The sequence below is a fragment of the Holospora elegans E1 genome (assembly GCF_000648275.1).
GTDB classification, from domain to species: domain Bacteria; phylum Pseudomonadota; class Alphaproteobacteria; order Holosporales; family Holosporaceae; genus Holospora; species Holospora undulata_A.
Window position 1 is genome coordinate 1 of the sequence record NZ_BAUP01000030.1, and the last position, 6,269, is coordinate 6,269.

Annotated in this window: 7 protein-coding genes and 1 pseudogene; 3 read left to right on the forward strand and 5 right to left on the reverse strand. The window is 35.6% G+C overall.

Translation table 11 applies throughout. The features are described 5' to 3' along the window. The first annotated feature begins 642 nt into the window (after nucleotides 1-642). Complete coding sequence (locus tag HE1_RS00530; RefSeq protein WP_162480097.1) at nucleotides 643-1,947, forward strand: hypothetical protein; 1,305 nt, start codon at nucleotides 643-645, stop codon at nucleotides 1,945-1,947. A 241-nt stretch (nucleotides 1,948-2,188) separates the two neighbouring features. Beyond that, nucleotides 2,189-2,407: a hypothetical protein gene (locus HE1_RS06820; protein WP_084490790.1), complete on the forward strand. Its 219-nt coding sequence runs from the start codon at nucleotides 2,189-2,191 to the stop codon at nucleotides 2,405-2,407. A 59-nt stretch (nucleotides 2,408-2,466) separates the two neighbouring features. Here the strand turns inward: HE1_RS06820 and HE1_RS09865 are convergent, their stop codons facing one another. Next, entirely contained in the window at nucleotides 2,467-2,601 is a 135-nt protein-coding gene (locus HE1_RS09865) for a hypothetical protein (RefSeq protein WP_278242967.1), read from the reverse strand. 191 nt (nucleotides 2,602-2,792) lie between these two features. Beyond that, nucleotides 2,793-2,936 (reverse strand): hypothetical protein, encoded by a 144-nt coding sequence (locus tag HE1_RS08520; RefSeq protein WP_162531130.1) that lies wholly within the window; start codon nucleotides 2,934-2,936, stop codon nucleotides 2,793-2,795. 246 nt (nucleotides 2,937-3,182) lie between these two features. Between HE1_RS08520 and HE1_RS06825 the strand changes: the two genes are divergently transcribed. Then, nucleotides 3,183-3,362 carry a transposase gene (locus HE1_RS06825; RefSeq protein ID WP_162480099.1) on the forward strand — a complete coding sequence of 60 codons (180 nt, stop codon included), beginning with the start codon at nucleotides 3,183-3,185 and terminating at the stop codon, nucleotides 3,360-3,362. Between the two features lie 123 nt (nucleotides 3,363-3,485). Here the strand turns inward: HE1_RS06825 and HE1_RS10150 are convergent, their stop codons facing one another. From HE1_RS10150 to murD, 3 genes and pseudogenes are all read right to left on the reverse strand, one after another. Then, a complete protein-coding gene (locus HE1_RS10150; RefSeq protein WP_373279890.1) occupies nucleotides 3,486-3,836 on the reverse strand; it encodes an FtsW/RodA/SpoVE family cell cycle protein in 351 nt (116 codons plus the stop codon). A 28-nt stretch (nucleotides 3,837-3,864) separates the two neighbouring features. Continuing rightward, nucleotides 3,865-4,641: pseudogene (locus HE1_RS00535) on the reverse strand (FtsW/RodA/SpoVE family cell cycle protein); the annotation flags it as partial. Next, on the reverse strand, nucleotides 4,638-6,002 hold the full coding sequence (murD, locus tag HE1_RS00540; protein ID WP_278242969.1) for a UDP-N-acetylmuramoyl-L-alanine--D-glutamate ligase: 1,365 nt from the start codon (nucleotides 6,000-6,002) through the stop codon (nucleotides 4,638-4,640). The gene murD and the pseudogene HE1_RS00535, both read right to left, overlap by 4 nt. Nucleotides 6,003-6,269: the final 267 nt, after the last annotated feature.

Sequence of the window (6,269 nt, forward strand, 5' to 3'; positions counted from 1 at the left end):
ACCTTTCGCTGATCGATCATACTAAGTACGAAGGTTCATTTGCATTAAACATTGTTGTTTATTTTTAATAAAATAGCCTCTTTTTCGGATCTTTAAAAGACCCTTCAAAAAAGTGAGGGGGAGTATGAAAATTCTCAAAAAAATATATAAAAAATCAACTTAATTGAGTACGGGCCTTTAGAAAAAAGGTAAAAAGAAAAATTTTATGTATCCTGCCACACAATTTGGAAGCAAAATCCTTCATCTCCTTTGTGTTCTGAATTCGATACATATTGCATCAGCTTTTCCCGAATTCCGGCCTAATCCACTCTCTTAAAATGCTGATGAATAACCCCGAAAATTTTCATGATGCTCAGGACAACAGACTTTATTGCCATCTGGCTTTAGCGTTCCTAAATTATCTTTTATTAATTTACAAGTCAATCATTAAATGCTTATTTAGCAATGGGAATTTGTATTAAATGCATAATTGCGCCGTCTTAAAAACAAAAAATAGACTCTTAAATACATCATTGATCTAGGTTTAAACCACTTAGCGATACTATCTAGAACATTTGTATAAAAACTTTTAAACTAAACTAGTTAAAAAATTTAAAAGCTTTATCAAGAGTAAGACACACATTGGTTTTAGGAGAGATTTTTATGGTTTTGTTTTTTCGCAGCACAATAAAATTTTTAGAAGAAAATAAAAGATTTTGTTTGTTCGCTTTGTTTAGTATACATCTTTTTTGTTTTTGGCCCGGGATTATGACCTCTGACAGCCAGTGCCAATATCTAATGGCGATGTCCGGAAATTATGGAGATCATCATCCTTTTATTATGTCTTTTTTATGGAGGTATATTGATAAAATTTTGAAAGGTTCAGCAGGAATCTTGGTAATGCACTTAAGTCTTTTTTATTCCGGAATTTATTTTTTATTAAAAAGTGTATCCCAAAAACGACTCTCTTTAATTTTTTTTGGTATTCCTTTTATCCCTCATATTCTTATTTATTCAGGTATGATCTGGAAAGATTTGGGTTTTGCTTATTCATTTTTTTGTGCAATGAGTTATTTGACTTATTTAGCCATGCAAAATAAAGATCTTTTATTTTTTCCAAAAATTGGAATTCTTGTGATTCTTGCTTATGGAACCCTTGTAAAATTTCAAGCACAGTATTTGGCCCCCATCGTATTGGTATGGATTGGATGGCATTGTAAACACCACAATAAAGATATTGCTGGCATCGTCAAAAGTATATCTAAAGTTTTGATCATTTTTTATGGTATTATTTCGGGGATCCAATATTTAGGCCCAAAGGTTAAACAAGATCACAGTTGGCAGTACGTTAAACTTTACGATCTTTCAGCTCTAAGTGTAGAATTAAATCAATCTTTATTTCCTGAATTCTGTAAAACAAAAAGATTTTCTATGGAAAAATTGCATAGTTTGTTCAACAGATCAAGAGTAGATGATTTAATTTTTGGAGATGCGATATTAGAAAAAGGAAAAAATGAGAATGAAAGAACTTTTCTTTGGAAAACATGGAGTTCTCAAGTTGCTCGCCATCCATTTTTATATATCAAACATCGCATTTTAAACTTATCTTATACTTTGTTTTCAACTCCAAATATTTGTAAATTTATTCCTTTTTTACAAAAATTGGAAAATCAAAAAACATTTTCGTATAAAGTTATTTACTGCTTGACTAGAATTTTAAGTTGGATATTTTTAGCACATTTTTTGCCTGCTTTGCTGAGTTGTTTTTATCTTGTTTTTGGAGGACTATCGTTGCGTTCTTCCACAGCTGCTATTCCCTTATTTTTTATGAATGCAGTATCGGTAGGAATGTTGCTTGCTCTTTTATTTTTTTCCATGGCAGGAACCTCTAGGTATACATACGTATGTATGTGTTTGGTACATTCCTCCCATGTGTTTGCTTATTTGTGCTGGAAGAAAAAAAGGTAATCCTTTGAAATAAAAAAGCAAATTCAATTAATCCGGCTTTGTAGGAATTTTTCTGAAAGACGCTTGTTGTTAAACAGATAAGATGCTAATCTTTATGAAGATCTAAGAGGATCGAATGAAAAATCTGTTTTTTTCAAAGAGATTAGATTAAAGAAGAGATTTTGTATTGGCAGCGGAAATACTTTTGGCTTCCCCCCACTAACACTATACCAAATCAAATTGAAAGTGTTGGACTAATGCGTTGAAAATTGTCATTCACGCGCTCGACAAGATTCATGGCGATGTTGTTTCAGGTTTGGTCGAAAAAATACAGCATACTCTTGCAAAACTCTTTGGCAGAGACGAAAAATTGATTATTGCGCACATGTTCATTCTTCGATGGAGTTCAGGTTTGGGGCTGGAAATAATGCACCTCAATGTCCCCTTTCTTTTGCTGATTTTTGGGTGTCTTTGCTTGTAGGGCATTGATCCAAGATCAGGGAAATGCTAGGCGCCTTTGGATAAGCGCCTTTCAGCGGATCAAAAAAAGTCTTCAAGGTTTTTAAGGATACCACCGTAAGGCGCATGTGCAGTCAAATCCAAGACTCCCATCAGGTTCATGCGTGTAGGCCATTGTAGGCAATGGGGTGCCTGACAGGTGATTTTCGTTGCCATTCTGGCGCGCATGCCATCACCAACAGGATGGTCCGGCAAATGTTGTCACACCGTTGAATAAAAGCTTCCTGCTTGGCTGAATCTGACTTTTTAAATGAAAAAATTATGGGCGCGCAACGTCTTGCCTTGAATTGCAGAGCCCTCGCTTTACACCATTAACTTTTGATCTTCCTTATACTCCTCTACGACCGTCAATCGAAAGAGCCCAAGCAATTTGACGAGCTCCACCCTGATAACAAAACTGCCTTAATCCTATCTTCTACGCGTCGCTTCTTTTCTTGCCGATGCTGCGTTCTTAACGCAACACGATCTTCTTCTTTCAAAAAACTTTGCACAAGAAAAATTATTAACACATAAAATTAAACTTTTAAACAATTTCATTCAGCATGAGTATATTGATGAAAGCGACATTGATATGACTATGTGCACAGACAGAAACTGGGGCAGAAAAAGTAAAAAGTTGCTTGGAAAAAAGAGTGGGAAATAGTATCAAAGAACACATAATATTGCCGGTTTGGTTAATAACAAGCCCATAGCACCAAGGTTTTTAACGGATCTTGCGACACATTATTATTCCAAGCTTGGGTAGAAAATTTCTGATCAAGGAACTAAAGTCTGGTCAAGGTGTTATTATGGATAATGCCTCTTTTCATAAATCCAATAGAAGTCAAGAATTAATAGAATCTGTAAAATGCAGTATAATTTTTCTACCTCCTTACTCTTGTGATTTGAATCCAATTAAAAGTTCTTGGCCAATATGAGACGATGGATTAAATGCAAAATTAATGCATTCTTCCAAATCTCAGCTTCAGGCTAAATGAGTATAGTTCTTTACGTGAACTCTATTTTCTTTACCTTAATTTTCCATATTTCCAAAATTCTATTTAAAGAAATTTGTGATAACGACGAGTCAAGCATAATATAATGCTCATAGTCCAACACGCGCTAATTAAAGAAGATCCTCCATAGCTTAGAAAAGGTAACGTAATTCCTTTTGTTGGGGCCAAATGTAAAACGCAAGCGATGTTCAGATAAACTTGATACATAAAATAAATAGATAATCCTGAAATTAACATGACTTGTTCTAAATGCAATCCTCGACGAGCAGCATTTAAGCTTCGAAAAATGATTACTGCGTATAACGCAAAAATTCCAAGGCATGCTATTAATCCAAATTCTTCTCCTGCTACTGCAAAAATAAAATCTGCGTGACCATCTGGAAGATGATCTAGCACAACTCCAGATCCAGGCCCCTTTCCCCACAATCCTCCAGAAGCAAAAACTTTTTAGGGATTGTAAAATTTGGTACTGTTTTCCAAAAGGATCAGATGATTCGTACCCAAAAAACATACGTAAGCGTAAAGCAGCATGGGGAAAGTAAAGCACTATGGGAATTAAAGAGACTATTCCTGCCCCCATCATTCCAAGTACCCACCCCCATCCTAATCCTGCTATAAAACTTTGTGTTAGCGCGCTCATCAGTAACAAAAAAACTGTTCCCAAATCAGGTTGTAAAAGCAGCGGACAAGAAACAATAATAAACAAAAGCAATACTTTTAAAAATCTTAGATTCTCATTTGGTTGAGAATACTCTGACAAAAAATAAGCACACCCCATACAAAAAGCAGGTTTAATAAATTCTGATGGCTGCACAGAAATACCAAATATGTTCAGCCAACGCTTTGCACCCTTAACCTGAACTCCAAACACAACAACTGCCCATAATCCCGCCCATGCGCTAATCCCTATTGTATATACCGTGGCCTTAAGGTGCTCTTTAGGTAGGAAGCTCCCAAGAAATAAAAGAACAACTCCAAAAACTACAAAAACTAAATGTCGTTTTAATAAAACAAAGGTTGTCCACCCATGTTGAGCTGCAATGGAAGGACTGGCGGCTAAAATCAACCAAGATCCTAATACAATCAACATAATAGAGCAAATCAAAATCCACCGATCAATAGCATTCCACCAAAACGCCCACAAGCTTTCTGGGGGAGGAGAGTCTTCTTGAGATTTTTTTTGATAAAAAGGAAGATTCATTCTTTTGTATCCAAAAATTGATCTCCCTGCTTTGCACTGTGTGCGTAAACAAGCTGATGTATATTTTCTTGAAACGCTTTTCCACGCTGTACAAAATTCGGAAATTGATCAAAGCTAGGACACCCCGGTGAACATAAAATTACTGCTTTCTTGTAAAGCCTTGCTTGGGACCATGCACTATACACAGCATCTTTCATGGTAATGAAATTTTCACAACAAATACTATTAGCATTTAAAAATTTTTGAAATCGCAAAGCAGACTCTCCATACACAAAGGCTTGAGTAATTTTAGATAATACAGGCTTTAGTACAGATAAATCATCTTTTTGTTTTGCTCCGCCAGCAATCCAAAATACTGGGCAACTCCAACGCATCAACGCTTGAACACATGCTTCTGGCGTTGTGGCTTTGCTATCGTCAACGCAATAAGTACCATCGTGAACTAAAAAACATTCCTGTCGATGCGCTAAATCTTGGAATTTTTGCACATTTGGAATAAATTTTTCTAGTCCACCAGGAATATGGTGCAAAACACTATAAGCCATGGCGACGTTTTGTTGAAACGCGAAAGAAAGAAAGCGATCTTCTTTAGGAAATTTTTCAAATTCTTCTTTCCACCAAATTCCTTGGGAATTATAACAAACGCAAGATGGATCTTCTTTTTGCGAACAATTTTCTTCTAAAGCTTTAAGGTAAATCAAAGGATTCCCTTTCCAATGATGCGCTATTTTTTGAGTATAATCACTTGAGATATCTAAAATGGCATGACGACTGTGTTCTAAAATCTTACATTTTATAGCACTATAGTGTTCCATAGTTCCGTGACGCTCTAAGTGGTGAGCACTAAGATTTAAGATTCCTCCTACTTCTAGTTCCCAAGGATGATGTGCGCAGAGCTCAAGCTGATAGGAAGACCATTCCAGCAAATACCATGGATTTTTGTGATGATGTTGAGCAACAGAAAAAATTGGAACTCCTATGTTTCCTACTAATTGACAAAAAATTCCTTGCGCACGTAAAGCATGAGCTATAATACTGCAAGTCGTTGACTTTCCGTTTGTTCCCGTAACTCCTAAAACCTTAGAGGTGGGAAACAATTTTAAAAACAACCCCAAGTCGCACGTCACGATTCCAACATCTGACAAACGTTTTCTGTGAAAAGTTTCTAGTCGCGCAAAGGATATCCCAGGAGAAACAACACTGTACAGCATTTTATTTGGATAAGGAAAGTCTATTATGGGTAACCCATGGTCTGAAGCTATTTTTCGTACAGCCTCACAATCATCCCATCCACTGACTTTAACGCCTTGATTTTGAAAAAAAGCTGCAGTAGCCATACCAGATTTTCCAAGTCCTAGCACGAAAACCTTCAAAACGATCCCAGAGCATTAACCCTCATTAAAAAATTTGTATTATTTTTTATTATACAAAAAAAAATACTATTTTCCCAACACCGAAAAAAAGTAATTTACCTGAAGTAAAAAATTAAAAGCTTTTTTGTATCTGAAAAAATTAATTTATACGTGAATAAAACCACGGGGGTGGCCCATAAGTGTTGAAAGTGGTTGAGATAGATATCAGGATTATAAAGTTTTAATTTTATAATGATGTATTGATATATGGAAGAA

Coding starts and splice junctions, on each gene's coding strand:
- HE1_RS00530 (WP_162480097.1), top strand. CDS start 643: ATGGTTTTGTTTTTTCGCAGCACAATAAAATTTTTAGAAGAAAATAAA.
- HE1_RS09865 (WP_278242967.1), bottom strand. CDS start 2,601: ATGGCAACGAAAATCACCTGTCAGGCACCCCATTGCCTACAATGGCCT.